Below are 26,108 nucleotides of genomic sequence, written 5' to 3'. Positions count from 1 at the left end.
GGAAAGCGCATGGTCTGCTGTCCGGAGCTGAGACGAAGATCGACCTCAGAAAACCGGGAGCGGGCATTCCTCCAATGACGGCAGGGACTAAGCCCTCGGCCGGCCCGCTCGAACGGCCTCGACAATGTCGATGGCAGCCCGGACGCCGCTCTCTATATCCAACTGAGAGTTATCCAGCAAGTATGCATCCGGAGCCGCTTTTAAAGGCGCTGTAGCCCGGTTCTGGTCGCGTTCGTCGCGCTTGAGGATGTCCGCCAGCACCGCCGCCTCGTCCGCCGCCTCGCCCCGGGCAAGGGCCTCCAGGGTCCTCCGGCGGGCCCGGACATGGGGGTCTGCCACGACAAAGATTTTCACATCGGCATCCGGGCAGATCACGGTTCCAATATCGCGGCCATCCAGCACGGCGCCCGGCGGATCGGCCGCAAACTGCCGCTGAAAATTGATAAGTACTTCCCTGACCTTGGGAATTGCCGACACCACAGAGGCCGCGTCACCCACTTTCTGGGTTTTCAGGACCGGATTGCCGAACTTTTCCGGGTCGAGTTCCATGGCCGCCGCAACGGCCAGCTTCTCGTCGCTCAGGTCGGACCCCGCCTCCAGCAAGGCATAGGCGACCGCACGATAAATCACGCCGGTATCGAGATGGCGGTACCCGTAATGATGGGCGAGACGCTTGCCGAGCGTGCCTTTTCCAGAAGCGGCAGGACCGTCGATGGCGATGATCATGAAAAATCGGCTCCCAGGCTGCGCATCATCGGGATGAAGTCAGGGAAGCTGGTTGCAATGAATCCGGTGTCGTCGATTTTCACCGGCGCATCGGACGCTGCGCCCATCACCAGCGCCGACATCGCGATGCGATGATCCATATGGGTGGCGACGAGGCCGCCGCCGGGCACGTGACCCTTGCCCACCACGATCATGTCGTCACCGGAAATCTCCACCTCGACGCCGTTGACGCGCAACATGTCCGCAGTCGCCTCGAGCCGATCAGATTCCTTGACGCGCAATTCCTGCAAGCCGCGCATGGTGGTGACGCCTTCCGCATAGGCAGCGGCAACTGCAAGCACGAGATACTCGTCGATCATCGACGGGGCGCGCTCCGGCGGCACGGTCACGCCGCGGAGTTGCGACGCACGCACGCGAAATTGCGCCATCGGCTCGCCGGCATCGCCCCGCTGATGGCTCTCCTCGATCGAAGCGCCCATTTCACGCAATGTCGTGAAAAGCCCTGTCCGCAAGGGGTTTGTCATGATGTCGGTCAGCGTGACGTCGGACTCCGGCACGATCAGCGCAGCGACAATCGGAAACGCTGCGGATGACGGATCGGCCGGCACGACCACATCGGCGCCGCGCAATTCAGGCTGCCCCGAGAGTGCGATCCTGCGGCCGTGCGCGCCCTCCTTCGTCGTCACCACCTGCGCGCCGAAATGCGTCAGCATCAGTTCGGTGTGATCGCGGCTGGCTTCCTGCTCAATCACGGTCGTGATACCTGGCGCGGACAATCCCGCCAGCAACACCGCCGACTTGATCTGCGCCGAGGCAACCGGGGTGCGATAGGTGACGGGAATCGGATCACGCGCGCCTTGCAACGTCATCGGCAGCCGCCCGCCCTCCGCGCTCGACGTAACGCGGGTGCCCATCAGTTCCAGTGGGTCGAGAATCCGGCGCATCGGCCGTTTGCGCAGGCTCGCATCGCCATCGAATGTCGCGGCGACCGGACATCCCGCCACCGCGCCCATGGCAAGGCGGCACCCGGTGCCGCTATTGCCAAAATCGAGCGGCGCGTCCGGCGCCTTGAAGCCGCCGACCCCGACCCCGCGGACAGACCAGGCCCCCTCGCCGGTGCGTTCCACCTTTGCGCCGAGCGCGGCCATGGCCTTGGCGGTATTGAGGACGTCTTCGCCTTCCAAAAGTCCGGAAATCCGGGTTTCACCCACAGCCAACGCGCCCAGAATCAGGGCCCGGTGAGAGATCGATTTGTCGCCCGGAACGCGAACGCGGCCGCTGAGAGCGCCCGTAGCCCGCGATTCCAGCGGGGTTGGTTGGTTGGAATGGGACAAGATTGCGTTTCCTCAATGCAGAGCGGCTCCTACCACGGGGTTTACAGGACGTCACGGGCTGGTCATTTATCCCTCAAACCGGGGTTGACAGCAGCGGCGCAACTAGCCAAGTGAAGCACCGCTTTTTCAAGACATTCTCAGGACTATAAACCGTGGCCAAAGCCGATCTCGGAACCAAGCGCATTTGCCCGACCACGGGCAAAAAGTTCTATGACCTCAACAAAAACCCGGTGATTTCGCCATACACCGGTGAGATCGTGCCGATCGCGCCGGTGCCTCCGCCACGGACGCGCGCCGATGCGGCCGCACGCGCCGCTGCGGCAAACGCGGCCAGCATCGTGCCGGAGCCCGCGGAGTCGGAAGAATTGGTCTCGCTGGAAGAGGCGGACGCCGAAGAGAACAGCGGCAAGGTCAAGGCCGTGCTGCCGGAATCCGAGGACGATATCGAGGTCGATGAAACCCTTGCCGACGACGATGATGATGATTCGACCTTCATCGCCGAGGACGAGGAAGACGACGAAGACGTCACCGATATCATCGGCGATGTCTCGGGCGATGAAGAGACTTGAGATAAGTTCTCAAGTGTGATTTTTGGCGCATATTCGCGAAGCGGACATCTGCTTCGCGCTCAAGCCGGACAGGTTTGAAAAGGTAATTCGCCGCACTCCCCAAAGTGCGGTGAGGTGTTCGGGGCCATAGCTCAGCTGGGAGAGCGCTTGCATGGCATGCAAGAGGTCGGCGGTTCGATCCCGCCTGGCTCCACCAACCTCAAGATTTCGATCAGCGAAATTGAACCTTCACGCGCCACGTTCGCTCACTGAACAACGCGGCAGCGCAGCATGCGCGCGTGCATGGATGCCTCATCGGCCGCGATATTGACGGCGCGTCGCGAATTCTTTCAATGTGACAGCACGCTGCATCGCTGCAGCAGCATCTTTCATTCTCTGCTCATCGAAGGCTGACTCAATGACAACCCAAACCGCGCCCGGGGCAATGGCCGGACTCCGCGTGATCGATCTGACGCGCGTGCTTGGTGGTCCCTACTGCACACAGATCCTCGCCGACCACGGCGCGGATGTTGTGAAGGTTGAGCCACCGGCCGGCGATGAGACCCGCGACTGGGGTCCTCCGTTCCACGACGATGATGCGGCCTATTTTATCGGCACCAATCGCAACAAGCGTTCTGTCGGCCTCGATCTCGCCTCCGACGGCGGCCGCGCCGTGCTGATGAAGATGCTCGAGACGGCGGACGTGCTGATCGAGAATTTCAAACCGGGCACGCTCGACAAGTGGGGCATCGGCAACGATTTCCTGCGCGCGAAATTCCCCACGCTGATTCACTGTCGCATCTCCGGCTTCGGCGCTGACGGGCCGCACGGCGGCCATCCTGGCTATGACGCGATCATCCAGTCGATGGTCGGCCTTATGGCCTCGACCGGATCGCCGGAAAGCGGCCCGACGCGCATCGGCGTTGCACTCGTCGACATGTCGACCGGCCTCTATGCTGCCACCGGCATCCTGATGGCGCTGGCCGAACGCGCGAAATCCGGGAAGGGACAGTTTCTCGAGACCACTCTTTACGAGGTTGGTCTCGCGATCATGCATCCGCACACCGCAAACTTCTTCATGCATGGCAAGCCGCCGGCGCTGACCGGCAACGAGCATCCGAACCTTGTGCCTTATGCGGTTTTCCCGGCACGCGACGGCAACATCTTCATGGGCGTCGGCAACGACGGCACTTTCCGGAAACTCATGAAGGAGCTGGGGCGTCCCGAACTCGGCACCGATCCGCGCTTCGCCCGCAACCGCGACCGCATCGCACACCGCGACGAACTGCGTGCCGTGCTTGTCGACATCCTCAAGGATTTCGACAGCGAGCCGCTCTGCCGTCGCCTGCTCGCAGCGGGACTGCCTGCCGGTCCAGTGCAGTCGGTCGACAAAGCACTGTCCAACGAGCATACCAAGGCTCGCGGCGATGTGATTGAAAAGGACTGGTACAAGGGCGTCGCCTCGCCGATCCGGTTCGACCGGACCAAGGCCAGCCTGCGCCATGTGCCGCCGAAATTCGCCCAGCACACCGACGAGATTCTCGGTGAGTTCGGCTACTCGGCAAAGGAGATCGCGGATCTCAAGGCCGCCGGCGTGGTGGTCAATCAGCGGAAGCGATAACACCGCGCAAGGCTGCAAATGACCGGGCGACGGTTGTCACGACCGCCGCCCGTTTTCTTTTATTGACCGATATCCGCATCGGGCCGGATCATTTAGGGCTTCCCTCCGGCGGCCCTCCCCGACTACCATTTCGCGTCACGTGCACGTCATCCGGCGCTGTTACCGCGCAACGATAATGACGGCTTCAGGGAGAAACGATCGATGACAATCCGCCAGATGGGCTTTGGCCTGGCTGCTTCCACCCTCCTTGCTTTTGCAACGCCCGCCCAGGCCGTCACCGAGCTTCAATGGTGGCACGCCATGACCGGCGGCAACAACGACATCGTCAACAAGCTCGCGGCTGATTTCAATGCCTCGCAGAGCGACTACAAGGTCGTCCCTTCCTTCAAGGGAAGTTATCCCGACACCATGAATGCGGGTATCGCCGCATTCCGCGCCGGCAACGCGCCGCACATCATTCAGGTATTCGAGGTTGGCACCGCGACCATGATGAGCGCCACGGGCGCGATCAAGCCGGTCTACCAGCTCATGAAGGACGCGGGCGAGCCGTTCGATCCGAAGGCCTATCTCCCGGCGATCACCGGCTACTACTCGACGGCGAAAGGCGACATGCTGTCGTTCCCCTTCAACTCGTCTTCGATGGTGATGTGGGTCAATCTCGATGCGCTGAAGAAAGCCAACATCGCGGAGATTCCGAAAACCTGGCCGCAGGTTTTCGACGCCGCCAAAAAGCTCAAGGCGGCCGGATACACCACCTGCGGATTTTCCAATGCATGGGCGAGCTGGGCTCACATCGAGCAGTTCTCGGCCTGGCACAATGTGCCAATCGGCACCAAGGCGAACGGGCTCGACGGTTTCGACACCGTGCTCAAGTTCAACTCGCCGCTGCACATCAAGCATCTGCAGAACCTGATCGACCTTCAGAAAGACAAGACCTACGACTATTCCGGCCGCGCCAATGCGAGCGAAAGCCGCTTCGGGTCCGGCGAATGCCCTCTCTTCCTGACGTCGTCGGGATACTACGCAACCGCCAAGGGCACTGCGAAGTTCGAGTTCACCTCCGCACCGATGCCGTATTATCCCGACGTCGCCGGCGCGCCGCAGAATTCGATCATCGGCGGCGCATCGCTCTGGGTAATGGGCGGCAAGAAGCCCGACGAATACAAGGGCGTCGCAAAATTCTTCGCCTTCCTGTCCGACACCAACCGTCAGGCCAGGCTGCATCAGGAGTCCGGCTATCTGCCGATCACCAAGGCAGCCTATGAGAAGACCAAGGCGGATGGTTTCTATGAGAAGAATCCGACGCTGCAGACGCCGCTGAAGGAGCTCACCAACAAGGAGCCGACGGAGAATTCGCGCGGGCTTCGTTTCGGCAACATGGTGCAGATGCGCGACATCTGGGCGGAAGAGCTAGAGGCCGCGCTGGCCGGCCAGAAGACTGCCAAGGATGCGCTCGATTCCGCCGTGAGCCGGGGCAACGCCATGCTGCGGACATTCGAGAAAACAGCGAAGTGAGCCTTCGGAAGCGCGGCCATCATGAAACTGACCGCGCTCATTCCGATGCTCAGTGTGTCAGACCTGACCCGGAGCATTGCGTTCTATCGCGACCGGCTCGGATTTTATGTCATCAACGTCTTCGGTGAGCCCGAGCCGAAATGGTGCATGATCGGGCGCGATGCCATCAAGCTCATGCTCAATGAGCCTCCCCGCGCGGAAACGGACGCGGTACCGCTGCATGCGAAGAACTTTCAGGTCTACTATTTCTACCCGGACGACGTCGCAGCGCTTCACGCGGCATGGAAGAGCGACGGCTTGCCTGTTACCGATTTGCGCGTCACGTTGTATGGCATGAAAGAATTCGAGCTGCGCGATCCCGACAACTACTGGCTCTGGTTCGGGCAGGAGTGCAACGACCCGCCGACGGTTCGCGAGTGACGCCCTGAATGGAAAAGTCCGCAGTCTTCAACAACAAGCTGCTCCCCTATCTCTTGCTCATACCGCAGCTCATCATCACTTTCGTATTCTTCTACTGGCCCGCAAGTCAGGCCGTCTGGCAATCGTTCAAGCGCGAGGACGCCTTCGGCCTTGCGTCGGAATTCGTCGGCCTGGAAAATTACGAGGCGCTGTTCGCGCAGCCCGAATACTACAAGGCGATGCTGACCACCGCGGTGTTCTCAACCCTGGTCGCCCTGCTCTCACTCAGCATCGCCCTGCTGTTTGCAACCCAGGCCGACAAGAACCTGAAAGCGGCGCCTGCCTTCAAGACTCTTCTGATCTGGCCCTACGCCGTCGCGCCGGCGATCGCGGGCGTGCTGTGGATCTTCATGTTCCATCCTTCGCTCGGCACGCTGGCGAGGCCGCTGCGTGCCTTCGGATTTGACTGGAATCCGCTGCTGAACGGCAATCACGCCATGGCCCTTGTTGTGATGGCCGCGGTCTGGAAGCAGATTTCCTACAACTTCCTGTTCTTCCTCGCCGGACTTCAGGCGATTCCGAAAAGTGTGCTGGAAGCCGCAGCGATCGACGGCTCGGGTCCACTACGCCGGTTCTGGACCATCGTGTTTCCGTTGCTGTCGCCGACCATGTTCTTCCTGCTGGTGGTGAACGTCGTCTACGTGTTCTTCGACACGTTCGGCATCATCGACGCGGTCACCGGCGGCGGTCCCGCGGGCGCGACCACGACCATGGTCTACAAGGTCTATGCGGATGGACGCCTCGGTGGCGATCTTGGCGGCTCCGCTGCGCAATCCGTCGTGCTGATGGTGATCGTCATCGCGCTGACCGCCGTTCAGTTCCGCTACGTCGAACGCAAGGTGCAGTACTGATGGTGGAGCATCGTCCGCTGCGCGATTTCGTCGCCTACGCCATTCTCATCTTCGGCGTTTTCATTGTCGTATTCCCGGTCTATCTCGCCGTGATCGCCTCGACGCACGATGCCGCGACCGTGGTCAACGGAAACATGCCGCTGTCGCCGGGCAGCCATACCCTCGAGAACTATTACCGGGCGATCTTTGTCGGCGGCTCGCGCACCAGCCGCGAGCCGGTCGGCCGCATGCTGATGAACTCGTTCATCTCCGCGATCGGCATTGCGGTCGGCAAGATATGCATCTCGATTCTGTCGGCCTTTGCCGTGGTGTATTTCCGCTTCCCGTTCCGCAAGACCGCATTCTGGATCATCTTCGTCACACTGATGCTGCCGGTCGAAGTCCGCATCTATCCGACCTACAAGGTGGTCGCCGATCTGCAGATGCTCGATACCTATGCCGGGCTGATCCTGCCGTTGATCGCATCGGCCACCGGCACGCTGCTGTTCCGGCAGTTCTTCATGACCGTTCCCGAAGAGCTTCTGGAAGCATCGAAGATCGACGGCGCAGGCCCGTTCCGTTTCTTCAAGGATACGCTGCTGCCGCTGTCCATCACTACCATCGCCGCGCTGTTCGTGATCCAGTTCATCTACGGCTGGAATCAGTATTTGTGGCCGCTGCTGATCACCACGCAGGACTCGATGCAGACCATCGTGACCGGCATCAAGAAAATGCTGACGACCACCGACGAACTGGCGGAGTGGCAGCTCGCGATGGCAACCGCCGTGCTGGCAATGCTGCCGCCGGTGGCCGTGGTGATCCTGATGCAAAGATTGTTCGTGCGCGGTCTGGTCGAGACCGAGAAGTAGGAATCACAAGATGGCCAACGTCGTTCTGCACGATGTCCGCAAGACCTATCCCGGCGGGGTCGATGCCATCAAGGGCATCAACTTCGAGGTCGGCGACGGACAGTTCTGCGTGCTGGTCGGGCCCAGCGGGTGCGGCAAGTCCACACTGCTGCGCATGGTGGCGGGACTTGAGACTGTCACCGGCGGCACCATCGATATCGGCGGCCGCGTGGTCAACGAGATCGAGCCCGCCGACCGCGACATCGCCATGGTGTTTCAGAACTACGCGCTCTACCCGCACATGACCGTCTACAACAACATGGCCTACGGCCTGCGCAACCGCGGCATGCCGAAGCCGGAAATCGATACGCGCGTCCGCGAGGCTGCGCAGATTCTCGAAATCACGCCAATGCTGGAGCGAAAGCCGCGGCAACTGTCGGGCGGCCAGCGCCAGCGCGTGGCCATGGGCCGCGCCATCGTGCGGCAGCCAAAAGTGTTTCTGTTCGACGAGCCGCTGTCGAATCTTGATGCCAAGCTGCGCATCGCGATGCGCGTCGAAATCCGCAAGCTGCAACGCCGCCTCAAGACCACATCGATTTACGTCACACACGATCAGCTCGAGGCGATGACCCTCGCCGATATTCTGGTGGTGATGAACGGCGGCGTGGTCGAACAGATCGGCAAGCCGCTCGACATCTATCGCGAGCCGGCCACCACCTTCGTCGCGTCCTTCATCGGCGCGCCGCCGATGAATCTGCTGTCGGTCAGGACGAACGATCTCGGCGGATTGCTTGATGCGCTGCAGATCAAGGTGCCCGGCGACGCCATTCTTGGCGTGCGCCCGGAAGATTTCGCAATGGCCGGTCCGGCGCAGGGAGGGCTGGCGCTTGAACTCGTGATCGACGCCATTGAGCGCGTCGGCGCGGAAACCTTCGTCTATGGCACGAGGGCGCGCGACGGCGCGGGGCCAACCGTCAGCGCCAAACCGGGCGAACTGCCTCCTGGTGAGATTATCGTCCGGCTGCCCGGAGAAGCCGCCCCCGCCGTTGGCGAGCGAATCAGGGTCACCGCGGCGCGGGATAAACTGCACCTGTTCAGTGCCGACGGCCGCAGCCGGCTGGCGGGCTAGCCGGATTTGCCCCTGTTTACGGGCAGTTAGAGGTTCTTGAACAACGCAAGGGACATCGCCATATTTGCTTCAACCGGCAGGCCGCAAGGCTGCCGGGAACCCAGGAAGGAGTGCCGCAAGGGCTCCGACCCAAAGTCGCTTCGAGAGGACTTTGTGAATGTCTCGTGTTCCTTCGCTATCGAGTCCGTTCCTTTTGGGATTCGACGAAATCGAGCGTGCGCTCGATCGCGTCGTGAAAGGTGCAGACGGTTATCCCCCTTACAACATCGAGCGGTGCGGCCGTGATGACGGCCAGCCTGAACGCCTGCGGATCACGCTGGCGGTCGCAGGATTTACCCGCGACCAACTTGATGTAACCACTGAGGAAAACCAGCTCGTGATCCGGGGCCGCCAGCAGGACGACAAGACCCGGCAGTACATCCATCGCGGCATCGCCGCGCGTCATTTCCAGCGCACTTTTGTGCTGGCCGACGGGATGTATGTCATCGGCGCAGACCTGAAGAACGGCCTGCTGTCGATCGATCTGGCTCGTCCCGAGCCTGAACGGGTCGTTAAGACGATAGCCATCAATGAGCACGAATAATGGAACGAGTAGCGGACTCGACCGCTTAACAACTGCAAGGAGTCGAGACCATGACTGAAGGTAGTGTCATCTTTGAACCCGCCGTCTCTTTGGAGGCGCTGGCTACTTTGGGCGAAGGCCATATCGCCTACGTCAAACAGATTCGCTCGGAAGACGTGCCGGGACTTTTCCCGCAGGCGCCGCAGATCGCGCCCGGCCTGAAGCTGTTCGCGCTTCACGCCGCTGACGGCACGCCGATCATGCTCACCGACAGCCGCGAAGCGGCAATCGCAAATGCATGGAGCAACGAATTGGAGACCGTCAGCCTTCACTGAACCGGCGCAAGCCGCGCAGTGATGCGACGATCGGAACGAAGCGGCAGCGCGGCGAGCGCTGCCGCTTTTGTTTTGATACACGCCCCACTGTCGGGATCGAGTTGCCACCGTCACGAAACCGGACAATCTCGCAGGTTCTTCAAGCTGGTCGCAGACACCGCCGTGGCAACAGCTCCAGTTTTAGCCTGCTTGATTACTGGTTTTCCAGACCGACTCGATCAGGGCCCCCAGTTCCTCTTCTTCCTTTGCTAACCGAGATTGTAATAGCTCCCTTTCGGAGGGTGAAAGGCTTGGCGACCTGAGCAGGAATTTGTAGTGGCCCATGACCTTTTGATGGCCTCGCACCAAGTAGTCGTGGACACTGCCGACCATAGCCAACCAATTAAAGGGAAGCCGAGATAGTCTTCCCGGATCTCGAAGGCCCAATGGGCAGAGGAAAGGTCTCGTCGGTTAGTTTCGCCAACGCATCCTGCTCTTCGGATAGTCGCTTCAGAACAAAGCAACGCTCTATCTCGGTGAGTTCTGTCTTCAGCAAGCGACGATATCGCTGAATGTTGCTGGTCCGCGATCGTGTGCGGGCAAGTTTTTCATCAACCATCATCGTCGACACGACGGTCCTCCATCTTTCCTTTCGTTTGAGAGAAGGGGGCCCCGCCAGTTCAAACCAGCGGGGGCCATTTGGACAAAGGCGGCCCAGAGTTATGCGGCGGCCTTTGAGTCGAGTTGTTGAATATTTGAAATGCCGTTGATGGCGAGCCGCCGAGGCTTCATCGCTTCCGGGATCTCCCGGACCAGTTCAACGCGCAGAAGCCCGTTGTCGAAGGACGCGTTTCTTACCTGCACGTAGTCTGCGAGGTTGAACTGTCGGCGGAAATGGCGCTCGGAAATCCCTTGGTAGAGATACTCGCGCTTTTCGTCCGTTTTCCGTCCTTCAATGGTGAGCACATTCTGCTCGGCTGTAACATTGATCTCGTCGGGGCGGAATCCCGCCAACGCCAGGGAGATCTGGTACTGATCATCGCCCAGTCTCTCAATGTTATACGGCGGGTAATGAGCCTCAGCCTGCTGCTGCGCAGCATCGACGAGGTCAAACAGACGATCGAAGCCGATAGATGATCGCCAGAACGGGGTGAAGTCGTAAGAAGTTCTCATAGCCAAATCCTCCACTGAGCAAGTTGGATATAAGCGAGCACCGAACACCTCCGATGCCCGTCTGCTCCGGGCCCCCGAAGGGCACCCGGGCCGATAAACGGCGAGGAAAAACTAGAAAATATCCGATAGGTTTCAAGACCCCCCTCGAAAAATTCTTTGAACGCCGCCTTGAAAGGCGTGTCGGTCGCTCTAGATTTTTCGGCGCCGTCTTGAACAGAAAGGAGCAATAGGAGGCGACCATGAACGTTCGTGAAACCGGTTTCGACATTCATGCAAATTCACTTCTGGCCGCAACTTTCAGTCATCCGTCGGAGGTTCTTAAGAACTCCGTTCTCTCCTCCGCAGAGAAGCGCTGTGTTCTCGCGGCATGGGCCTCGGATGCATTCGCCGTCAGGGATAACCCCTGGCTCCGCCAGTTACCCGGCTCGCCTGATACAATCCCCTTGAAAGACATCCTTGGCGCTCTGCGCCGGCTTGACGACGAAGACGACCGACCGCCTCCGATCCATGGAGGGGCGGCTTTGCGCCCACCGCGGATCGAACACATGGCTGAAGCCGTGGGATTTTGACAACAGGTTGCCGTGCACGCGTTGGGCCGCCTGTACCAAAGCTCTGCTTCTCAGGCGGCCGTGGCCGGCGGCAGCGCCAGTACCGAATAAAGCGCCTGCGCATCCTTCGATGCGCGCAGCTTCTTGGCGATGTCCTGATCGCGCAGCAGCCGAGCAATTCGCGCCAGCGCCTTGAGGTGATCGGCACCAGCGCCTTCGGGAGCCAGCAACAGGAACACCAGGTCGACCGGCTGGCCATCCATCGCTTCAAAGTCGATCGGACGATCCAGACGCGCGAACAGGCCCGACAGCTTGTCGAGCTTCTGCAGCTTGCCGTGAGGAATCGCCACACCGTAACCGACGGCAGTCGTTCCCAGTTTCTCGCGCTGGAGAAGCACCTCGAAAATCGACCGCTCGTTTTGTCCGGTCAGGACGGCGGCGCGTGCCGCGAGTTCCTGAAGCGCCTGCTTCTTGCTGTTGACTTTCAAAGCAGGAAGAATCGCCTCCGGTGCGACCAGATCGGTAATCGTCATGGAGCGTTCCGAGGATAATTTAAGCCGTTGGTGTACTTAATAAATCGGTCTCTGACCGGGTGGCGTCAAGGCCCTTTCGAACCGAACCATGGCCCGCGCCCTGAAAGGCGGCGGACCATAGTTAGGCTGGCCCTGGGCGTCAATGGCGAACCTGCTCGGCAACGGCCGGAGGGTCCACCCAGCCGACGTTGCCGTCCGGGCGCCGATATATCACGTTCACCCTGCCGCTGCCGCCATGCTGGAAAACCATCACCGCGGCCCCGGTCAGATCGAGTTCCATGACCGCTTCGCTCACCGAAAACCGCTTCAGGGACGTCACCGCCTCGGCGATGATGACGGGATTGAATTCGGTGACGTCGTCATCGGACGGCGCTTCGATCACATAGCTCGGCGCGTCGAGACCCGGCCCGCCATATCCCGCACCATTCATATCGGACAGCGCCGCGGTGGCTGCATGCGCCTTGCGCGCAGAGCGATCCTTCAGGCGGCTCTTGTAACGGCGCAAACGCTTCTCGATCAGCAGCAGAGCCTGGTCCGCGCTTGCATAAGCGTCGGCGGCCATGGAATCCGCCTCCAGCGTAATTCCCGAATCCAGATGAAGCGAGCAATCGGTACGAAAGCCGAAACCATCCTTGCTGAGCGTGATGTGGCCCGAGTAATTTCCGTCGAAATATTTCCGGAGAACTTCTTCCGTTCGCTCACTGACGCGATCACGCAGGGCTTCACCGACGCTGATACTCTTTCCAGAGACCCGGAGTGTCATGACGTTACCTCACTTTCGGACTGGCAGTTCGGATGTCTGAGCGTTCCGCTTCTTGGTGGCGCAGTCAAGCGATAGCTGTGTCGCGGGATCTGTCCACGGCCGGGGCGGCCGAAGTCAGCGCGGCACCCAGCATGCTCTGCTTGTCGCGGCGGCGTTGCACGGACGAAGGTATACGCATAGCTTCCCGATACTTCGCTACCGTTCGACGGGCTATATCAATGCCGTCGCCACGCAAACGTTCCACGATGGTGTCGTCCGAGAGAATAGCCGTCGGGCTTTCCGCATCGATGAGCTGTTTGATGCGGTGCCGCACAGCTTCGGCGGAATGGGCATCCCCGCCGTCGGCCGATGCAATCGACGCGGTGAAGAAATACTTCAGTTCAAACGTGCCGCGGTTGGTCGCCATGTACTTGTTCGCGGTCACCCGCGAGACGGTCGATTCGTGCATCTGGATGGCGTCGGCGACGGCTTTCAGGTTGAGCGGACGCAAATGCGCCACGCCCTGCGTAAAGAAGCCATCCTGCTGGCGAACGATTTCGGTGGCGACCTTCAGGATCGTCCGCGCCCGCTGGTCGAGCGCGCGCACCAGCCACGTCGCGTTCTGCAGGCAATCCGTGAAATAGGATTTGTCGCCATCCTTGCGGATGGTTTTAGACAATTGCGAATAGTAGACCTGATTGACCAGAACTTTTGGAAGCGTGTCGCTGTTGAGTTCGACATGCCAGCCGCCGTCCGGTCCAGGACGCACATAGACATCCGGCACGACGCTTTGCGTCTTGGCCGATCCGAACTTCAGGCCGGGTTTGGGATCGAGATGGCGGATTTCGCCGATCATGTCGGCAATGTCTTCGTCGTCGACGCCGCAGATTTTCCGCAACGACGCGATGTCGCGCTTCGCCAGCAGATCGAGATTTTCAACCAGCGCCTGCATCGCGGGATCGTAACGATCACGCTCCCGCAACTGGATCGCAAGACATTCGCTCAGGCTGCGCGCACACACACCTGGCGGATCGAACTTCTGCAGAACCGCAAGCACGGCCTCGACGGCTTCGCGCGAGGTGCCGAGCTTCTCGTCGGCGTCACCAAGATCGGGCGGCACGTAACCGGCGTCATCGACAAGATCGATCAGGTACTGACCGATCATGCGGTTCGCAGGATCAGGGAATGCAACCGCGAGCTGCTCGGCGAGATGTCCGCTTAGCGTCGTCTCCGCGGCAACGAACGCTTCGAGATTGTAGTCGTCGTCATTCGACGCGCCACCGCCCCATTCGGTGTAGGCAGTCGGCGCGGCATCCTGCGCATTGCGCGCGGCGGCGTCGGCGGGCTCCTCCGGGAACACGTTCTCCATGCCGGTGTCGAGGGTCTGCTCGATCTCGGCGCGGGTGCCGAGATCCGGAGCCATCCACTCCTCGGCGCCGGCCTCAAAGCTATCCGAAGACCGTTCGCCGTCCGGGCCCGAGGAGAACTCCGCATTGTCGGAAAAATCCCCGCCGCCGCCCTCGGCATGCCCGGAAGCGGGCTCACCGTGATCGGGAGCGCCATCCTGATTCGCCCGCTCGAGCAGGGGGTTGCGCTCAAGCTCATCCTCGACGAACGCCACGAGATCGAGATTCGACAGTTGCAGCAGCTTGATCGCCTGCATCAGCTGCGGCGTCATCACCAGCGACTGCGACTGGCGGAATTCTAATCTCTGCGTCAGAGCCATAAAAACCAGATCCGGTCCAAAAGTTGGTCCGTTTCTTGCTTATATGTTTCCTGTGAGCTTGTACACGGCTTGACGTTTCGAAAATTTGGGATACTGGGCCCCGCGGAACGCCAATCCCGGATCAGGGTGAATCAGAGCCGGAATTCTTCGCCCAGATAGAGACGGCGCACGTCGGGGTCGTTGACGATGTCGTCCGGGCTCCCCTCGGTCAGCACCTCCCCCGCGTAAACAATGTAAGCCCGATCGGTCAGGCCCAATGTCTCGCGCACATTGTGGTCGGTAATCAGAACGCCGATGCCGCGCGCCGTGAGATGCCGCACCAGTTGCTGAATGTCGCCGACTGCAATCGGATCGATGCCCGCGAAGGGCTCGTCGAGCAGCATGTAGCTCGGGCGCGACGCCAGCGCGCGGGCAATTTCAACACGCCGGCGTTCACCGCCGGACAGCGCGATCGACGGCGATTTCCGCAAACGCGTGATGTTGAATTCCTCAAGCAGCGAATCGAGTTCGCGTTCGCGTTTGCGCTTGTCCGGCTCGACCACTTCGAGCACTGCACGAATATTGTTCTCGACCGACAGCCCGCGAAAGATCGACGCCTCCTGCGGCAGATAGCCGATGCCGAGCCGCGCACGCTGGTACATGGGCAGTTGCGTCACGTCGTGGCCGTCGAGTTCGACGCGGCCGCGATCCGGCTTGATGAGGCCGGTGATCATGTAGAAGCAGGTGGTCTTGCCGGCGCCGTTCGGGCCAAGAATGCCGACGGCTTCGCCGCGCCGGACATAGAGGCTGACGCCGTGCACGATCTTGCGCGTGCCGAAGCTTTTTTCGACACCGTGAATCGCAAGATACCCGGAATGCTGCGCGCGCGGTGCCGCGCCGTTGGACGCTGCACGGCTGCGCGGCTGCTCCTTGGCAGGATCGCGCGGCAGATTGCGCGGAATGGGCGGCGCGTCATGTGTGAATGCGGAGGATGCCTGAGGCGCAGGCGTCTGGGGATCGCGCGGAATTGCCGCCACCGCTTCGCGCCGGACCGGCGCGCTCTCGCGTGCCGCCAGAGGTTTCTCGCCCGCAGCCGGCTTGAAGATATCGCCCATGCGCGCCGCCAACGCCGTGATGTCCCGGCGCAAGCCTTCCTGCTGCGATCGGGCAAAGCCCTGCCGTCCACGCGCCGGGCCTCGACGACGAAAGATGCGCAGGAGATCGACCATGCCCGCTTAAATCAGCCTTTGGGTTGTTGCCTGAGCATGATGGACCGGAGCCGTGTTGCCCATCCCCAAATGTTCAGGGGCCGGGTGATACAGGCTTGCTGTCTCCGGTTCAACTGTTGCGCTTTCGTGGATTCGCCAAGTCATTGAGTTTAAGCGGCTTTCCAGGCGCGCTGGGTGTCGTTGACGGCTGCGCGCCGCCTGAATTGTTACCTCCCGGCGATCCGCTCGGAGCGGCCTGAAAGACGCCCTGCACGCGCCCGCTGTTCGACTCGACCCGCGAGACACCGGTTGTGAGATCGACGACAAGACGATCTCCACGCAGCACGTTCTTGTCCTTGGTCAGCAGCACATTGCCGTGCATCGTGACGGTGTTGGCGCGCATATCGAAGACGCCTTTGTCGCCCGTGACCGTCGAATCCTTCTGCGTCACGACGACGCCGCCCTGCGCCTCCAGTCTCTTGATCGACGAACTTCCAGTCGGCCCGGGTGTTGCGGATTTCATGGCGGTCTTCTTGGCGCCGGATGGCTCGTTGCTATCGTAGAACACGACCAGCGATTTGCAGAGCATGGTGGTGTCGCCCTGCACGACCTTCACATTGCCGCTGAATGTCGCCGCCTTGTCCTTGTCGCGCATTTCGAGCGACGCGGCATCGATCTGGATCGGCTTGTCGCGGTTCTGTGAAAAACCCTGCATCGCGTTGGGCACACCCGTCGCCGAACTTTGCGCATGTGCGGCGGCCGGCGTGCACAGGGCAGCCGCAAGTACGCCGATCGACAGCGCGCGGGTCATCGCGCGCATGACGTCCTTAGCCTCGGGACCGGTGTAAATCTTCATCATCATCCCAAAAATCATTTTGCAGCAGCATCACGTGCGGGAGCCGCCGGCGCATCCTTCGGCTCTTCCGGTATCAGGATCATCGAGACGCCGCCCTCAAAGCGCACCAACGCGCCGTTTTCGGTTATTCTGAGACGCTGGGCGTCGAGCGTTCCGTTCAGCAATTTCACCGCCACGGGCTCATCCGAAGACACCGTGCCCCCGCCGATATCGACGGTGGCCTGCGTCAGCCGCGCTTCGTAACCGGTGGAAGATTGCAACAAGATGTTGTCCTTCAGATCCAGCAACTGGGTTTTCGTATCGAACAGCCCGGTGCGCGCATCCATGGTGATGCCTGTCCTGTCTTCCATCTGAACTTTCGCGCGCAGTTCGTTCAGCTCGACATGGTTCGGTTTGGTCACGTCCTGGATCGCCGACTTGGCCCAGAGTTCATAGGGACGATTGTCCGGCGTGAAGCCCGCAAGATGCGGCGAGTCCATCGTGATTTTGGTGCCCGAGACTCCAAGCTTGCCAATGTCGATCGGCAGCTTTGAAAGAATCCTGAACGGGTTGAAAAGCGAAATGCCGATGATCGTCAGCATTGCCGCGGCGACCATCACCGGCACGGCCAGACGCATCTGGCGCACGCGGCGGCTGTGACGCCGCGCCTTCGCATAGCGCGCATCCGCTCCAGCCTGATAGCTCTGGCTCTGAACCGACAAAATATGCTCCGAAGCGCCGGGATAGCGCCGTCATTCTACGCAATGACGCGCCTTTTTGCAGCCCGGCATTTGTCCCGCCTTACCAAGCACTTGGCAAAGAGCAAAAAAGTGACGGAAACCGGGCAAACTTCGCTGCAAATGGCGTGATTAGGCTGCAAATGGCCAGATTATGAATGCGCGAAGATATCGTCATTTTCCCAGCCCTGGAGGTCGAGCCGCGCGCGCGTGGGCAGAAACTGGAAGCAGGCGGCGGCAAGCGCCTCGCGGTTCTCACGCGCCAGCATCGCGTCGAGCTTCTCGCGCAACGCATGAAGATGCAGCACGTCGGACGCCGCATAGGCGAGCTGCGCATCGGTCAGTGACGCCGCACCCCAGTCGCTCGACTGCTGCTGCTTCGACAGATCGACACCGAGCACCTCGCGCACCAGATCCTTCAGCCCATGGCGGTCGGTGTAGGTGCGGACCAGACGCGAGACGATCTTGGTGCAGTAGACCGGCTCCGGCATCACGCCGAACGCATGAAACAGAACGGCGAGATCGAACCGCGCGAAATGGAAAATCTTGGTGACCTTCGGATCGCCGAGCAGCTTTTTCAGATTCGGCGCATCGGTATGGCCGGCGGGAATCTGCACCACGTCCGCGGTGCCGTCGCCGTTGGACAACTGGATCACGCACAGCCGGTCGCGATGCGGATTGAGCCCCAGCGTCTCGGTGTCGATCGCCACCGACTGCGTGTAGCGCGAAAGATCCGGCAAATCGCCGCGATGCAGGCGGATGGTCATGGTCTGTAAAAACCTTTGCAGATGGGTCGAATCGACGGGCCTAAACTACCGCCCAAATCCCCTGCAGACGAGGGGGAGGACGGGCCCAATTTGCTCCGCATAACCGCGCCCGCCGTCGTTGGCAATGACGACGGGACGGGTTGAAGCGGCTGCCGCAGCAGATGTGCTGCCGCAATGGTCCCCAAACGCCGCCGCGCATCCGCTCCGGCCAGGGAACACGTTTTGCCGGCCTTGCTGCGGAATGCGCCGATCTTGCTGCATCGCCTGGCGTGAGCTTTACCGCAGTCTCCCGATCACCAGATATTCACGGCACTGTGGACGCCACCGGATGTGACGGTGCGCCCCAAAATACCGTGTGTGGGCTGGGTCAACGATTGGAGAAATACAATGCGTTCAGGTTTAGCCGTATTCGTTTTGATCGCTCTGTGCACCTCTGGCAACGCTGCCACACGCGCGCATCATCACGCCAAATCGCAGCACATCTTTCGGTCCAGCAACGCTGCTGTGCCAGCCTTCGTTACCCCAAGCGGGGTACACCTCTATCGCGACGATTCCGTGCCGGGCGGGTACCGGATCGGCCACGGCGAAGCTCCCGTTTCCTACGATGATTCATCCAAGTATGGCGGGACACCGTAACAGTCATCGCCGTGCCGACAGGCTCATCGCGCTGCGCTGAAGACGCGCGGCGCGGAGCCATCGAGAGGTCAGCGCCAGAGCCCGAGCGCCGCCCACTTCGACTCGGGAATCAGCTCGCCGATCCTGTAGCTGAACGACAGCACCGTCATGTGGTCGGGCGAGCCCTTGCACGCGAAGGAAAACGAATACCATCGTCCCTTGCTGCGGAACGCGCCGCCTTTCCCGGTGACGGTGTCGCCTGCATGCTGCGGATGAGACAGCACGTCGGTCTTGGCGCGGTCGGGATGATAGGGATTGGCGTCGCGGTCGATCCGGCTCATGGCCTCAAGGTCGCAGACCTGCTCCAGCCGCGTTTGCGGATCGAGCTTTTTCAGGCTCGCTGCGAACCGGGCATCCATCGCAAAGCACGGAGCAACCGGAAACAGCGCGGCGGTCAGGACAACGGTGGTAATCTTCACAAAAGCACCACCGAAGCGTGGGATGAGGGTGCACCGTTTCGGAAAATCCGACCTCCGGGGAGGAGGCTGTTTTAGAAGTGTGGTGCCCAGGAAAGGACTCGAACCTTCACGGCCGTTAAGCCACTGGCACCTGAAGCCAGCGCGTCTACCAATTCCGCCACCTGGGCATTGGGTGCGGTTACTAAGGACAGGGCGCGCGCTTGTCAAATTGCCGTCGCCCTGGTGCGTTTCGTTGACGCGAACCGGCCGCCACGTCGCTCGAAAACGCCATGAAGCCACCGGAATGGCCTGTACAGCGCGAGGATGATGGCGTATCGCGGAAATCGGCGGGGCCGCCGTCCCGCTTCGTTTATTTGCGCAGGAACCAGCCCATGTCAGCCCGCATCGATACGCTTGTCACGGTCTTCGGAGGATCGGGTTTTTTCGGCCGGCATGTGATCCGGGCGCTTGCCAAGCGGGATTATCGCATCCGGGTCGGGGTCCGGCGCCCGGAATTGGCCGGTCACCTGCAGCCGCTGGGCAAAGTCGGCCAGATTCACGCCGTTCAGGCCAACCTGCGTTATCCGGCCTCGGTGCAGGCAGCCGCGCGCGGCGCAAGCGTGATCGTTAACCTGGTCGGCATTCTGTCCGAGAGCGGCGCGCAGACCTTCGAAGCGGTTCAGGCCAAGGGCGCAGAAGCCGTGGCGCGCGCGGCGAGCGAGATCGGTGCACGCGTGGTGCATATCTCGGCAATCGGCGCGGATGCCAATTCAGCCTCGCGCTATGCGCGCGCCAAGGCCGCAGGCGAAGCCGCGGTCCTTGCGGCTGCGCCGTCAGCAACGATTCTGCGGCCCTCGGTCGTGTTCGGCCCCGAGGATCAGTTCACCAATCGCTTTGCCGCCCTCGCCCGCATCTCGCCGGTGCTGCCGCTGATCGGCGGCGGGCTGACCAAATTGCAGCCGGTCTATGTCGGCGACGTTGCCAATGCCGTCGCCGATGCGGTCGACGGCAAGACCAGGCCGGGCGCGACCTATGAACTCGGCGGGCCCGAAGTGATGACCATGCGCGAAGTCATCGAGGACATCGTGAAGATCACCTATCGCAACACCATGCTGGTGTCGCTGCCGTTCTCGCTCGCCAAGTTCCAGGCGTTCTTCCTGCAATTTGCGCCGGGCGACATGAAACTGACGCCGGATCAGGTCGAACTGCTGCGCAGCGACAATGTCGTGTCGGAAGCTGCGAAGGCCGCGGGGCTGACGCTGGAAGGCCTGGGTGTGACCCCCGACTCGCTCGAAGCCGTGGCGCCGTCCTATCTCTGGCGCTACCGCAAGACCGGACAGTTCGCGCACAAGGACGCGTGAAGGGCTCGGGCGAATTTATTTCCCGAGCGCCAGCGCGATCAGGCCCAGCGAGCCGACGATCACGCGCCACCATGCGAACAGCGCGAAGCCGTGGCGGGTGACATAGTCCAGGAACGTCTTCACCACGATGATCGCCGTGATGAACGACACCACAAAACCGACTGCGATGATCAGCCCGTGATCCATCGTCATGTCAGCGCGGTTCTTGTAAAAATCATAGACAAACGCGCCGACCATGGTCGGGATCGCGAGAAAGAACGAGAACTCCGCGGCCGCACGCTTGTCCGCGCCGAACAGCATCGCCGCGACGATCGACGCGCCCGAGCGCGACACACCGGGAATCATCGCCGCGCACTGGGCGACGCCGATGCCGAGATACATTGGCAGCGAGAACGCCATCGCGTCGTGATAGCGCGGTTTGAAATCCTGCTGATCGACCCACAGCAGCACAGCGCCACCGGCAATCAGCGTGAAGCAGACAACCCAGGGATTGAACAGCACGCTCTTGATGAAACTTCCGAAAATCAGCCCGAGAACCACCGCGGGAAAGAACGCCAGCAACACGCCGATCACGAACCGCCGCGCCGCAGGATCGGAAAACATGCCGAGCGCCACGCGCCACAGCCTGCCGAAATAGATCACCAGGATGGCGAGGATCGCGCCAAGCTGGATCATCACCGCGAAGGTCTTCCAGAAATTATCCCGATCCAGATCCATGAACCGTTCCACAAGCAGCAAATGTCCTGTGGACGAGACGGGAAGGAATTCGGTCACGCCCTCGACGATACCGAGAACGAGGGCCTTCAAAAGATCAGCTAACATCTGGGGACAATCCGAACTGATGGAGGGTTCCTCAACCCGCGTTCTTGTCGCCCATTCGTCGTGTTGCCGCAACGGCAAATCCGTGAAATTGAGGATTGGCAAATGGCCTTTTGCCTGCTTATCAGGCTTCGGCACCGAGTACTCACTGTCCGAAGTTCGTAATCCGTTTCCGCGGCCACTGACGCGTTAACCTCCCTTCGAGACCCTTTGTTAAACCTAACCGGACTATCAAAAGCTTCATGTTCACGCTGTTCCATCATCCGTTTTGTCCGCGGTCCCGTTTCGTGCGCCTTGCTCTTGGCGAACACGGGCTCGACACGCGGCTTGTGGAGGAATTGGTCTGGGATCGCCGCGAAGCCTTTCTCGCGCTCAATCCGGCAGGCGACACACCGGTTCTGATTGCCGAAGGCACGCCCGCGATGCCGGGGCCGGGCCTGGTTGCCGAATTTCTCGACGAGATCCATGGCGCCCCGCTGGGCGATCACCGTTTGCTGCCGCGGGCCATGAACGACCGCATCGAGGTGCGGCGTCTGATGTCGTGGTTCAACGACAAGTTTTTCGAAGAGGCCAGCGGGCCCCTGGTGACGGAGCGCGTCTACAAGCGGTTCATGAAGCCTGAGCACGGCGGCGGCGCGCCATCCACCGATGTTCTGCGCGCGGCAAAGGCAAATGTGCGCTATCATCTGGCCTATATCGGCTGGCTGGCACGGACGCGGAATTTTCTCGCCGGCGATCAACTGACATTTGCCGACCTTGCCGCCGCCGCGCATCTGTCGGCGATCGACTATCTGGGCGATGTGCCATGGAACGAGGACGACGCAGCCAAGGCGTGGTACGTGCGGATCAAATCCCGCCCGTCGTTCCGTCCACTGCTGAACGAGTGGATGGCGGGCGTCCCGGCGTCGGCGCACTACATCGATCTCGACTTCTGACAACGGCGCACGCCGTGGACGCGGTCGCGATCAAGGCCGCGCTGACTGAAGAAGCCCGCACCATCGGTTTCGGCACCATCGGCATCACCGATCCCGACGCGATCGCAGGCGCGCGCGAGCGGTTGCAAACCTTTCTCGATGCCGGGTCGCACGGCGACATGGAGTGGCTCGCGAATGAGCCGGCACGCCGCGCCAGTCCGCGTGTGCTGTGGAGCGACGTGCGCTCGGTCATCATGCTCGGGATGAATTACGGGCCGGATGAAAATCCGCTGGCGCTGCTCGACCAGAAGACCCGCGGCGCGATCTCGGTCTATGCGCGCGGCGACGACTATCACGACCTTATCAAGAAGCGCCTCAAGACGCTGGCGCGCTGGCTGATCGCCCACGCCGGCGGTGACGTGAAGGTGTTCGTCGACACCGCCGCGGTGATGGAAAAGCCGCTGGCGCAGGCCGCCGGCCTCGGCTGGCAGGGCAAGCACACCAATCTCGTGTCGCGCGAGTACGGCTCATGGCTGTTTCTCGGCGCCATCTTCACCACGCTCGATCTGCCGCGCGACGCTACTGATATCGATCACTGCGGATCGTGCCGGGCCTGTCTCGCTATCTGTCCGACCAACGCATTTCCCGCACCGTATCGCCTCGATGCGCGCAAATGCATTTCGTATCTCACCATCGAGCATAAAGGCGCGATCCCGCACGAATACCGTGAAGCGATCGGCAACCGCATCTACGGCTGCGACGATTGTCTGAGCGTGTGCCCCTGGAACAAGTTCGCGCAGGAAGGCCACGAGGCAAAACTCGCCGCACGCGACGAACTGCGCGGGCCGGCGCTGGCCGAGCTGGCGAAACTCGATGATGCATCGTTCCGCGCGATGTTCACGAAATCGCCGGTGAAGAGAATCGGCCGCGACAGATTTTTGCGCAATGTGCTGACCGCAATCGGCAACAGCAACGATACGTCGCTGGGGACCGAAGCCCGCCGTCTGCTTGATGACGAGAGTCCGCTGGTGCGCGGCGCCGCGGTGTGGGCGCTGTCACGCCTGCTGCCGCGCGAGGAATTTTCCGAACTCGCCGCGCGGTCGCATGATGCCGATGAACATGTGCGAAGCGAGTGGGCCGCCGCTCTGGCCTGATGGCACGCCTATCCGTTCGACAATTCGCTGACCGCACTCAGCATGCGCGCGATGTCCTGCGGCCGGGACAGGCGATGGTCGCCATCCTGAACCAGCGTCAGCACCACATCGTCGCTGGGCAGGCAATGGGTCAGCGCGAAGGCGTGACGCCACGGCACGTCCGGGTCCTGCGCGCCTTGCAGAATACGAACCGGGCATCCGACATCGATGGTACCGCCGAGCAGCAGATGGTTGCGGCCCTCTTCGATCAGGTTGCGGGTGATCGGGTATGGCTCGCCGTAGTCGGAGGGCCGGTGCCACACGCCCTTGGTCATGATCTCGTCGCGGATTTCCTGGGAGAAACCCTTCCACATCAGATCTTCCGTGAAGTCCGGCGCCGGCGCGATCAGCACCAGCCCCGCGAGCGTCGCCCGTGAGGCCGTTCCGCGGCGCTTGGCCAGCGCGCGCGCCAGCAGCAGCGCCATCCAGCCGCCCATGGACGAGCCGACCACAATTTGCGGACCCTCGCAAAAGGCATCGAACACTTTGAGGCTCTCCTCGTGCCATCGCCCGATGGTGCCTTCGGCGAACGTGCCTGAAGATTCGCCATGACCGGAATAATCGAACCTTACACAGGCGCGGCCGTATTCCGCTGCCCATTCATCGAGCGCCTGCGCCTTGGTTCCCTTCATGTCGGAATTGAAGCCGCCGAGCCAGAACACGCCCGGCAGGGCGCCGGGGCGCCGGCGAACCGCGATGCGCCGCGTCGCGCCGGTGTCGCCCACGTCGATGAAGCCAAGCTCCGGCACAGCGGAACCGTTGGATGTCTGCGTCATGAAATATTGCCCCGTCCCGGTGGTCCGATTCTAACATTCGCATCCCGTTTCACCGGGCAGGCTTGCGAATGTTAGAATCAAGCGACCACTGGGGGATTACTAAGTCTCTAGTGGAGCTTTGGATTTGACATTCGCGATGCGAACTGCGGGCCGGGTTGCCGCGAACGTCAAATCCGCTCCACTGCCTGTTATGGAGGCCCACGACGCGTTCCGTCAACGCACAGGTGTCTGAGCGCGCTTGCGAACCGGACGCCATACCTCTATGTGAAGCGGGCTGCGGAGAGCGCCGGGCCGGTTATTTGTCAGGCATTTTACGGTTTTATGGCCGATCCCGATGTCCTGCGGCAACGCTTCGGAAAATGCGCCCCGCGGCGTTGTCGTGCTTGCCCGGCAGGCCTTAATCCTTCAAAATGATTGCTTCTTTAACAACATCGGAGACTACCCATTCGCCGTCCCAACAGAGCCCCGCCCGCCGCAGCAAAAGACGGGCCGCGTACCAACGATGAAATCCGCAATCTCACCATTCAGCTGATCGACCAGACCGGCGTCAACCATGGCACCGTCGAAACGGCGGTCGCGGTGAAGATGGCGATGGAAGCCGGCATGGATCTCGTGGAGATTTCGCCGAATACCAATCCTCCCGTTTGCAAGATCATGGACTACGGGAAGTACAAGTATTCCGCGCAGAAGAAAGCCGCCGAAGCCCGCAAGAAGCAGAAGGTCGTCGAGATCAAGGAGATCAAGCTCCGCCCGATGATCGACGATCACGATTACGACGTGAAGATGCGCGCGATGCTGCGGTTCTTCGAGGAAGGCGACAAGGTCAAGATCACGCTGCGCTATCGCGGCCGTGAAATGGCGCATCAGGAAATCGGCACCAAGCTGCTCGACAAGGTGAAGGCCGCCGTTGCCGATGTCGCCAAGGTCGAACAGGACGCCCGCTTTGAGGGCCGTCAGGTCGTCATGGTTCTGGCGCCGCGCTAACGCACGTTGCACTTTCGCATCGATGTCATTGATGCTGACGGCCCGCCGGGATGACCGACGGGCCGTTTTCGTTTCCGCAGAAGTTGATCCGGCCCGCCGCGGGTGTGATACACTGCGCAAAGTCACGTACAGTTCTGGAGCCACCCATGACGACCTCGCCGGCTGAACGACCCGAAAGCGGTGTCGATCCCAAATTGCTGGAAATTCTGGTGTGCCCGCAGACCAAGGGCCCGCTGGAGTTCGACAGCGCGCGGCAGGAACTGATCTCGCGCTCCGCGAAGCTCGCCTATCCGATCCGCGACGGCATTCCGATCATGCTGCCGGAAGAAGCGCGGCGGATTGACTAAGCGCGGCCTTCGCTACTTTGGAGCGTCGCCGGCTGAAGCGATGCCTTGTCCATAACGACACCGGAGACGCCCGATGCGACCCTTCGCCCTCGACCGCTGGCACGACTTCATCAAATATCATGATGAGAAAGCGTTGTGGGATCTGCTTCACCCCGACGCCGTGTTCGAAAGTCCGGTCGTCCACACGCCGCAGCGCGGACGGGACATCACCTTCAAGTATCTCGTCAGCGCAGGATCCGTGCTCGGCGGCCCCGGCTTCAAGTATCTCGGCGAATGGCGCAACGAGAACGGCGCGGTGCTGGAGTTCGAGAACGAAGTCGAAGGCATCAAGATCAATGGCGTCGACATCATCACGTTCAGCGATGACGGGCGCCAGATCACGCATTTCAAGGTGATGGTCCGCCCGCTGAAGGCGATCAATCTGCTGCACCGCCTGATGGGCGAACAACTGGCGAAAGCGGCGGCCGGATGATTCTTCGTCATTGCGAGCGAAGCGAAGCAATCCAC

30 protein-coding genes and 2 tRNA genes are annotated in these 26,108 nt (G+C 61.3%); 17 read left to right on the top strand and 15 right to left on the bottom strand.

Going from position 1 to position 26,108, the window contains the following annotated elements:
- Positions 1–87: 87 nt before the first annotated feature.
- Together cmk and aroA are read right to left on the bottom strand one after the other, a co-directional pair.
- Positions 88–726 (bottom strand): (d)CMP kinase, encoded by a 639-nt coding sequence (gene cmk, locus ACP7AL_RS06120; RefSeq protein WP_024920194.1) that lies wholly within the window; start codon positions 724–726, stop codon positions 88–90.
- Positions 723–2,060: a 3-phosphoshikimate 1-carboxyvinyltransferase gene (gene aroA, locus ACP7AL_RS06115; protein ID WP_425989814.1), complete on the bottom strand. Its 1,338-nt coding sequence runs from the start codon at positions 2,058–2,060 to the stop codon at positions 723–725. The genes cmk and aroA overlap by 4 nt, the downstream gene beginning before the upstream one ends.
- A 152-nt stretch (positions 2,061–2,212) precedes the next feature.
- On the opposite strand from aroA, the gene ACP7AL_RS06110 reads away from it, so the two are divergent.
- The 10 genes from ACP7AL_RS06110 to ACP7AL_RS06065 all read left to right on the top strand — a co-directional run bounded on the left by ACP7AL_RS06110 (position 2,213) and on the right by ACP7AL_RS06065 (position 9,907).
- Positions 2,213–2,629: a TIGR02300 family protein gene (locus tag ACP7AL_RS06110; RefSeq protein ID WP_006023249.1), complete on the top strand. Its 417-nt coding sequence runs from the start codon at positions 2,213–2,215 to the stop codon at positions 2,627–2,629.
- A 120-nt stretch (positions 2,630–2,749) separates the two neighbouring features.
- Positions 2,750–2,825, top strand: a tRNA-Ala gene (locus ACP7AL_RS06105).
- A 201-nt stretch (positions 2,826–3,026) separates the two neighbouring features.
- Positions 3,027–4,229 (top strand): CaiB/BaiF CoA transferase family protein, encoded by a 1,203-nt coding sequence (locus ACP7AL_RS06100; protein ID WP_425989811.1) that lies wholly within the window; start codon positions 3,027–3,029, stop codon positions 4,227–4,229.
- A gap of 201 nt (positions 4,230–4,430) precedes the next feature.
- The gene (gene ugpB / locus ACP7AL_RS06095) at positions 4,431–5,744 is read left to right on the top strand and encodes a sn-glycerol-3-phosphate ABC transporter substrate-binding protein UgpB (protein WP_425989809.1); all 1,314 of its coding nucleotides are present in this window, start codon (positions 4,431–4,433) and stop codon (positions 5,742–5,744) included.
- Between the two features lie 21 nt (positions 5,745–5,765).
- Positions 5,766–6,164, top strand: coding sequence for a VOC family protein (locus ACP7AL_RS06090; RefSeq protein WP_425989807.1), 399 nt, complete (start codon positions 5,766–5,768; stop codon positions 6,162–6,164).
- Between the two features lie 8 nt (positions 6,165–6,172).
- Complete coding sequence (gene ugpA, locus ACP7AL_RS06085) at positions 6,173–7,054, top strand: sn-glycerol-3-phosphate ABC transporter permease UgpA (protein ID WP_425989805.1); 882 nt, start codon at positions 6,173–6,175, stop codon at positions 7,052–7,054.
- On the top strand, positions 7,054–7,902 hold the full coding sequence (gene ugpE / locus ACP7AL_RS06080; RefSeq protein WP_425989803.1) for a sn-glycerol-3-phosphate ABC transporter permease UgpE: 849 nt from the start codon (positions 7,054–7,056) through the stop codon (positions 7,900–7,902). Before ugpA ends, ugpE begins: the two co-directional genes overlap by 1 nt.
- 10 nt (positions 7,903–7,912) lie before the next feature.
- The gene (locus ACP7AL_RS06075) at positions 7,913–9,010 is read left to right on the top strand and encodes a sn-glycerol-3-phosphate import ATP-binding protein UgpC (RefSeq protein WP_425989801.1); all 1,098 of its coding nucleotides are present in this window, start codon (positions 7,913–7,915) and stop codon (positions 9,008–9,010) included.
- A 157-nt stretch (positions 9,011–9,167) separates the two neighbouring features.
- A complete protein-coding gene (locus ACP7AL_RS06070; protein WP_006023255.1) occupies positions 9,168–9,593 on the top strand; it encodes an Hsp20 family protein in 426 nt (141 codons plus the stop codon).
- A 50-nt stretch (positions 9,594–9,643) separates the two neighbouring features.
- The gene (locus tag ACP7AL_RS06065; protein WP_006023256.1) at positions 9,644–9,907 is read left to right on the top strand and encodes a DUF1150 family protein; all 264 of its coding nucleotides are present in this window, start codon (positions 9,644–9,646) and stop codon (positions 9,905–9,907) included.
- A 699-nt stretch (positions 9,908–10,606) separates the two neighbouring features.
- On the opposite strand, the gene ACP7AL_RS06060 is transcribed toward ACP7AL_RS06065, so the two are convergent.
- Positions 10,607–11,059, bottom strand: coding sequence for an Hsp20 family protein (locus tag ACP7AL_RS06060; RefSeq protein WP_425989798.1), 453 nt, complete (start codon positions 11,057–11,059; stop codon positions 10,607–10,609).
- Between the two features lie 239 nt (positions 11,060–11,298).
- Here ACP7AL_RS06060 and ACP7AL_RS06055 point away from each other — a divergent pair, with 239 nt between their 5' ends.
- On the top strand, positions 11,299–11,628 hold the full coding sequence (locus ACP7AL_RS06055) for a hypothetical protein (protein ID WP_425989796.1): 330 nt from the start codon (positions 11,299–11,301) through the stop codon (positions 11,626–11,628).
- Positions 11,629–11,678: 50 nt separating this feature from the next.
- Here ACP7AL_RS06055 and ptsN read toward each other — a convergent pair whose 3' ends face one another.
- The 10 genes from ptsN to ACP7AL_RS06005 form a co-directional block, all read right to left on the bottom strand.
- Positions 11,679–12,140 (bottom strand): PTS IIA-like nitrogen regulatory protein PtsN, encoded by a 462-nt coding sequence (ptsN, locus tag ACP7AL_RS06050; RefSeq protein ID WP_425989794.1) that lies wholly within the window; start codon positions 12,138–12,140, stop codon positions 11,679–11,681.
- Positions 12,141–12,279: 139 nt separating this feature from the next.
- A complete protein-coding gene (gene hpf, locus ACP7AL_RS06045) occupies positions 12,280–12,903 on the bottom strand; it encodes a ribosome hibernation-promoting factor, HPF/YfiA family (protein WP_425989792.1) in 624 nt (207 codons plus the stop codon).
- Positions 12,904–12,967: 64 nt separating this feature from the next.
- On the bottom strand, positions 12,968–14,608 hold the full coding sequence (rpoN, locus tag ACP7AL_RS06040) for an RNA polymerase factor sigma-54 (RefSeq protein WP_425989790.1): 1,641 nt from the start codon (positions 14,606–14,608) through the stop codon (positions 12,968–12,970).
- Between the two features lie 131 nt (positions 14,609–14,739).
- Entirely contained in the window at positions 14,740–15,816 is a 1,077-nt protein-coding gene (gene lptB, locus ACP7AL_RS06035; RefSeq protein ID WP_425989788.1) for an LPS export ABC transporter ATP-binding protein, read from the bottom strand.
- 109 nt (positions 15,817–15,925) lie between these two features.
- Entirely contained in the window at positions 15,926–16,669 is a 744-nt protein-coding gene (locus tag ACP7AL_RS06030; RefSeq protein WP_425989786.1) for an LptA/OstA family protein, read from the bottom strand.
- Positions 16,666–17,355 carry an LPS export ABC transporter periplasmic protein LptC gene (gene lptC / locus ACP7AL_RS06025; protein ID WP_024920184.1) on the bottom strand — a complete coding sequence of 230 codons (690 nt, stop codon included), beginning with the start codon at positions 17,353–17,355 and terminating at the stop codon, positions 16,666–16,668. The genes ACP7AL_RS06030 and lptC overlap by 4 nt, the downstream gene beginning before the upstream one ends.
- A gap of 164 nt (positions 17,356–17,519) precedes the next feature.
- A complete protein-coding gene (locus tag ACP7AL_RS06020; protein WP_006023265.1) occupies positions 17,520–18,134 on the bottom strand; it encodes a ribonuclease D in 615 nt (204 codons plus the stop codon).
- A gap of 399 nt (positions 18,135–18,533) precedes the next feature.
- Entirely contained in the window at positions 18,534–18,716 is a 183-nt protein-coding gene (locus ACP7AL_RS06015; RefSeq protein WP_425989784.1) for a hypothetical protein, read from the bottom strand.
- Positions 18,717–18,838: 122 nt separating this feature from the next.
- Entirely contained in the window at positions 18,839–19,168 is a 330-nt protein-coding gene (locus ACP7AL_RS06010) for a DUF930 domain-containing protein (protein WP_425990035.1), read from the bottom strand.
- A 140-nt stretch (positions 19,169–19,308) separates the two neighbouring features.
- Positions 19,309–19,395: transfer RNA gene (locus ACP7AL_RS06005), tRNA-Leu, on the bottom strand.
- A 204-nt stretch (positions 19,396–19,599) separates the two neighbouring features.
- Between ACP7AL_RS06005 and ACP7AL_RS06000 the strand changes: the two genes are divergently transcribed.
- Positions 19,600–20,568: a complex I NDUFA9 subunit family protein gene (locus ACP7AL_RS06000; RefSeq protein ID WP_425989783.1), complete on the top strand. Its 969-nt coding sequence runs from the start codon at positions 19,600–19,602 to the stop codon at positions 20,566–20,568.
- Between the two features lie 15 nt (positions 20,569–20,583).
- Here the strand turns inward: ACP7AL_RS06000 and ACP7AL_RS05995 are convergent, their stop codons facing one another.
- On the bottom strand, positions 20,584–21,390 hold the full coding sequence (locus ACP7AL_RS05995) for an undecaprenyl-diphosphate phosphatase (protein WP_425989781.1): 807 nt from the start codon (positions 21,388–21,390) through the stop codon (positions 20,584–20,586).
- Between the two features lie 239 nt (positions 21,391–21,629).
- On the opposite strand from ACP7AL_RS05995, the gene ACP7AL_RS05990 reads away from it, so the two are divergent.
- Both ACP7AL_RS05990 and queG read left to right on the top strand, forming a co-directional pair.
- Entirely contained in the window at positions 21,630–22,322 is a 693-nt protein-coding gene (locus tag ACP7AL_RS05990; RefSeq protein ID WP_006023271.1) for a glutathione S-transferase family protein, read from the top strand.
- Positions 22,271–23,455: a tRNA epoxyqueuosine(34) reductase QueG gene (queG, locus tag ACP7AL_RS05985; RefSeq protein WP_425989779.1), complete on the top strand. Its 1,185-nt coding sequence runs from the start codon at positions 22,271–22,273 to the stop codon at positions 23,453–23,455. Before ACP7AL_RS05990 ends, queG begins: the two co-directional genes overlap by 52 nt.
- 8 nt (positions 23,456–23,463) lie before the next feature.
- Here the strand turns inward: queG and ACP7AL_RS05980 are convergent, their stop codons facing one another.
- Positions 23,464–24,270 carry an alpha/beta hydrolase gene (locus ACP7AL_RS05980; RefSeq protein ID WP_024920178.1) on the bottom strand — a complete coding sequence of 269 codons (807 nt, stop codon included), beginning with the start codon at positions 24,268–24,270 and terminating at the stop codon, positions 23,464–23,466.
- Positions 24,271–24,714: 444 nt separating this feature from the next.
- Here ACP7AL_RS05980 and infC point away from each other — a divergent pair, with 444 nt between their 5' ends.
- From infC to ACP7AL_RS05965, 3 genes are all read left to right on the top strand, one after another.
- Positions 24,715–25,254: a translation initiation factor IF-3 gene (gene infC / locus ACP7AL_RS05975; RefSeq protein ID WP_041713089.1), complete on the top strand. Its 540-nt coding sequence runs from the start codon at positions 24,715–24,717 to the stop codon at positions 25,252–25,254.
- A gap of 146 nt (positions 25,255–25,400) precedes the next feature.
- On the top strand, positions 25,401–25,601 hold the full coding sequence (locus tag ACP7AL_RS05970; protein ID WP_006023276.1) for a Trm112 family protein: 201 nt from the start codon (positions 25,401–25,403) through the stop codon (positions 25,599–25,601).
- 73 nt (positions 25,602–25,674) lie between these two features.
- On the top strand, positions 25,675–26,073 hold the full coding sequence (locus ACP7AL_RS05965; RefSeq protein WP_425989776.1) for a nuclear transport factor 2 family protein: 399 nt from the start codon (positions 25,675–25,677) through the stop codon (positions 26,071–26,073).
- Positions 26,074–26,108: the final 35 nt, after the last annotated feature.

This window comes from Afipia sp. DC4300-2b1, assembly GCF_049895725.1.
Taxonomy (GTDB): domain Bacteria; phylum Pseudomonadota; class Alphaproteobacteria; order Rhizobiales; family Xanthobacteraceae; genus Afipia; species Afipia broomeae.
This window is presented reverse-complemented; position numbering and strand designations above follow the sequence as displayed.

Excerpts from the sequence above, each read along its gene's own strand:
- ACP7AL_RS06100 (WP_425989811.1), top strand. The coding sequence starts at position 3,027 with ATGACAACCCAAACCGCGCCCGGGGCAATGGCCGGACTCCGCGTGATC.
- ACP7AL_RS06060 (WP_425989798.1), bottom strand. The coding sequence starts at position 11,059 with ATGAGAACTTCTTACGACTTCACCCCGTTCTGGCGATCATCTATCGGC.
- rpoN (WP_425989790.1), bottom strand. The coding sequence starts at position 14,608 with ATGGCTCTGACGCAGAGATTAGAATTCCGCCAGTCGCAGTCGCTGGTG.
- ACP7AL_RS06090 (WP_425989807.1), top strand. The coding sequence starts at position 5,766 with ATGAAACTGACCGCGCTCATTCCGATGCTCAGTGTGTCAGACCTGACC.
- lptB (WP_425989788.1), bottom strand. The coding sequence starts at position 15,816 with ATGGTCGATCTCCTGCGCATCTTTCGTCGTCGAGGCCCGGCGCGTGGA.
- ACP7AL_RS05970 (WP_006023276.1), top strand. The coding sequence starts at position 25,401 with ATGACGACCTCGCCGGCTGAACGACCCGAAAGCGGTGTCGATCCCAAA.
- ACP7AL_RS05965 (WP_425989776.1), top strand. The coding sequence starts at position 25,675 with ATGCGACCCTTCGCCCTCGACCGCTGGCACGACTTCATCAAATATCAT.
- ACP7AL_RS06070 (WP_006023255.1), top strand. The coding sequence starts at position 9,168 with ATGTCTCGTGTTCCTTCGCTATCGAGTCCGTTCCTTTTGGGATTCGAC.
- ACP7AL_RS05995 (WP_425989781.1), bottom strand. The coding sequence starts at position 21,390 with ATGTTAGCTGATCTTTTGAAGGCCCTCGTTCTCGGTATCGTCGAGGGC.
- cmk (WP_024920194.1), bottom strand. The coding sequence starts at position 726 with ATGATCATCGCCATCGACGGTCCTGCCGCTTCTGGAAAAGGCACGCTC.
- ACP7AL_RS06010 (WP_425990035.1), bottom strand. The coding sequence starts at position 19,168 with ATGGATGCCCGGTTCGCAGCGAGCCTGAAAAAGCTCGATCCGCAAACG.
- ACP7AL_RS06075 (WP_425989801.1), top strand. The coding sequence starts at position 7,913 with ATGGCCAACGTCGTTCTGCACGATGTCCGCAAGACCTATCCCGGCGGG.
- ACP7AL_RS06065 (WP_006023256.1), top strand. The coding sequence starts at position 9,644 with ATGACTGAAGGTAGTGTCATCTTTGAACCCGCCGTCTCTTTGGAGGCG.
- ACP7AL_RS06000 (WP_425989783.1), top strand. The coding sequence starts at position 19,600 with ATGTCAGCCCGCATCGATACGCTTGTCACGGTCTTCGGAGGATCGGGT.
- hpf (WP_425989792.1), bottom strand. The coding sequence starts at position 12,903 with ATGACACTCCGGGTCTCTGGAAAGAGTATCAGCGTCGGTGAAGCCCTG.
- ugpA (WP_425989805.1), top strand. The coding sequence starts at position 6,173 with ATGGAAAAGTCCGCAGTCTTCAACAACAAGCTGCTCCCCTATCTCTTG.
- ACP7AL_RS05980 (WP_024920178.1), bottom strand. The coding sequence starts at position 24,270 with ATGACGCAGACATCCAACGGTTCCGCTGTGCCGGAGCTTGGCTTCATC.
- ACP7AL_RS06055 (WP_425989796.1), top strand. The coding sequence starts at position 11,299 with ATGAACGTTCGTGAAACCGGTTTCGACATTCATGCAAATTCACTTCTG.
- ptsN (WP_425989794.1), bottom strand. The coding sequence starts at position 12,140 with ATGACGATTACCGATCTGGTCGCACCGGAGGCGATTCTTCCTGCTTTG.
- ugpB (WP_425989809.1), top strand. The coding sequence starts at position 4,431 with ATGACAATCCGCCAGATGGGCTTTGGCCTGGCTGCTTCCACCCTCCTT.
- ACP7AL_RS05990 (WP_006023271.1), top strand. The coding sequence starts at position 21,630 with ATGTTCACGCTGTTCCATCATCCGTTTTGTCCGCGGTCCCGTTTCGTG.
- ACP7AL_RS06030 (WP_425989786.1), bottom strand. The coding sequence starts at position 16,669 with ATGATTTTTGGGATGATGATGAAGATTTACACCGGTCCCGAGGCTAAG.
- ACP7AL_RS06020 (WP_006023265.1), bottom strand. The coding sequence starts at position 18,134 with ATGACCATCCGCCTGCATCGCGGCGATTTGCCGGATCTTTCGCGCTAC.
- ugpE (WP_425989803.1), top strand. The coding sequence starts at position 7,054 with ATGGTGGAGCATCGTCCGCTGCGCGATTTCGTCGCCTACGCCATTCTC.